General features: G+C 56.4%; 1 protein-coding gene, 1 tRNA gene and 2 rRNA genes (1 of these 4 running past the window's edge). 1 reads left to right on the top strand and 3 read right to left on the bottom strand.

Features of this window, described 5'->3' with window-relative positions:
- Window positions 1-218 precede the first annotated feature (218 nt).
- Window positions 219-581, top strand: a complete 363-nt coding sequence (locus NKJ77_RS00840) for a hypothetical protein (RefSeq protein ID WP_352533949.1) — start codon at window positions 219-221, stop codon at window positions 579-581.
- On the opposite strand, the gene NKJ77_RS00835 is transcribed toward NKJ77_RS00840, so the two are convergent.
- From NKJ77_RS00835 to NKJ77_RS00825, 3 genes are all read right to left on the bottom strand, one after another.
- Window positions 552-628 (bottom strand) — tRNA-Met (locus NKJ77_RS00835). The two genes, NKJ77_RS00840 and NKJ77_RS00835, sit on opposite strands and share 30 nt — an antisense overlap.
- Window positions 629-917: 289 nt before the next feature.
- A 5S ribosomal RNA gene (gene rrf, locus NKJ77_RS00830) occupies window positions 918-1,032 on the bottom strand.
- 201 nt (window positions 1,033-1,233) lie between these two features.
- Window positions 1,234-2,500: ribosomal RNA gene (locus NKJ77_RS00825) — 23S ribosomal RNA — on the bottom strand; it runs 1,535 nt beyond the window's last position.

Here is a 2,500-nt window from a genome sequence, read left to right as displayed (position 1 = left end):
AGGCGCGCCGGAACCTCCTCGCGCAGCCATCTCTCCTGCTCCGCCTCGAAATCCTCGAGCATACGTAGGCCGGCGCGAACATCTCAGGCATTGTTGTAGCGGCCTGATTCGAGCTGCTTCCTGATGAAGCTCTCATAGTGGTTCGTTCAGAGCGTAGTCGGGCACGGCAACCTCCTGGAAGATTATGGCGCCGATCAAGCCCGGTAGCAATAATAGCAATGATTGGAAGCGCACGATCACGGTTCGTTTTCCAAGATCTGATGGCGAGAGAATGGTTCGTCGCCTGGTTCTGCAGTATCCAAAGCGCCCAGTCACGATCGCGCGGGCGCGTGGCGGTTGCCGCGCTGACAGAGGCGGGAGTCAACCGGCTTCGCGTGGGCAAAGGTGCCGAATACAAAAAGGCTTGCGAGCTACGGGCGGTTGGGGGTCATGATTTGGCCTTTCTGTCCCACGGCGTCGGCTTCGCCTGCTTCCGACCCCTGGTGCAGGTTAAAATCGCCATCGATCACGGTCCGAACGCAAAAAGCCCGCGTGAAGCGGGCTTTTTTTGTTGGTTGCGGGGACAGGATTTGAACCTGTGACCTTCAGGTTATGAGCCTGACGAGCTACCGGGCTGCTCCACCCCGCGTCACCTCCAGGGCAAGCTCTTGCTTGCTCCGGACTCTCCAGGGCAAGCTCTTGCTTGCTCCGGACTCTCCAGGGCAAGCTCTTGCCTGCTCCGGATCTGAAGCAAGCGTTTGCTTGCTTATCTGGACGTAAGCCTGGGCCTATGAACAGGATGGCTTACAGATAGGTATATGGCTGACCAAATGAAAGGGCCGCTTGCGCGGCCCGTGATCCCTTGGCGGGCCTTTTCGTAGAGAGAAGATTTCAGTTTCATCCGGTTTGCGGATGAGAGTTCAACGTGCGTTTTGCAGACCTGGCAGCGACCTACTCTCCCGCGTCTTGAGACGAAGTACCATCAGCGCTGGAGCGTTTCACGGCCGAGTTCGGAATGGGATCGGGTGCAGCCGCTCCGCCATAACCACCAGGTCGGCAAAACGCACGTTATATCGAGAAGCTGTTTTTTCGTGCCAAGGCGACGTTTGTGTTTTGCTTTCGGGCGCAAGCCCGCAAGCGCGACTGCGCGTCGCCGGTTTTCCGGCGCCCTCGCGGAGCATAGGCCCTGTAAGGGCCGCTCATGCGTGAGCGCTGGTCAGATCATCGTGTTCACGATGAGCATAAGGAATGAGAACGATCAAGCCGATCGAACTATTAGTACCGGTAAGCTTCAAGCGTTGCCGCTCTTCCACACCCGGCCTATCAACGTGGTCGTCTTCCACGGTTCTCAGGGAATACTCGTTTTAAGGTGGGTTTCCCGCTTAGATGCCTTCAGCGGTTATCCCGTCCGGATATAGCTACCCTGCTATGCGGCTGGCGCCACAACAGGTCCACCAGAGATCCGTCCATCCCGGTCCTCTCGTACTAGGGACAGATCCTTTCAATATTCCTACACCCACGGCAGATAGGGACCGAACTGTCTCACGACGTTCTGAACCCAACTCACGTACCGCTTTAAATGGCGAACAGCCATACCCTTGGGACCTGCTCCAGCCCCAGGATGCGATGAGTCGACATCGAGGTGCCAAACAACCCCGTCGATATGGACTCTTGGGGGTCATCAGCCTGTTATCCCCGGCGTACCTTTTATCCGTTGAGCGATGGCCCTTCCACGCGGGACCACCGGATCACTATGACCGACTTTCGTCTCTGCTCGACTTGTCAGTCTCGCAGTCAGGCAGGCTTATGCCATTGCACTCAGCGAACGATTTCCGACCGTTCTGAGCCCACCATCGCGCGCCTCCGTTACTCTTTAGGAGGCGACCGCCCCAGTCAAACTACCCACCATACATTGTCCCGGACCCGGATAACGGGCCGCGGTTAGACATCCATAGTAATAAGGGTGGTATTTCAAGGGTGGCTCCACCTGAGCTGGCGCCCAGGTTTCAAAGCCTACCACCTATCCTACACATGCCACTACGAATGCCAATGTAAAGCTATAGTAAAGGTGCACGGGGTCTTTCCGTCTAACCGCAGGAACCCCGCATCTTCACGGGGAATTCAATTTCACTGAGTCTATGCTGGAGACAGCGGGGAAGTCGTTACGCCATTCGTGCAGGTCGGAACTTACCCGACAAGGAATTTCGCTACCTTAGGACCGTTATAGTTACGGCCGCCGTTTACTGGGGCTTCGATTCAGAGCTTGCACCCCTCCTCTTAACCTTCCAGCACCGGGCAGGCGTCAGACCCTATACGTCGTCTTGCGACTTCGCAGAGCCCTGTGTTTTTGATAAACAGTCGCTACCCCCTGGTCTGTGCCACCCTCCTCTACTTGCGTAGAAAAGGGTCACGCTTCTTCCGAAGTTACGCGTGCAATTTGCCGAGTTCCTTCAGCATAGTTCTCTCAAGCGCCTTGGTATACTCTACCTGACCACCAGTGTCGGTTTCGGGTACGGTTTAT

The organism is Mesorhizobium sp. M0052, from assembly GCF_040323255.1.
Lineage (GTDB): Bacteria > Pseudomonadota > Alphaproteobacteria > Rhizobiales > Rhizobiaceae > Mesorhizobium.
Note: the sequence above shows the minus strand (reverse complement) of the source record. Positions and strands in the feature narration are given on the sequence as shown.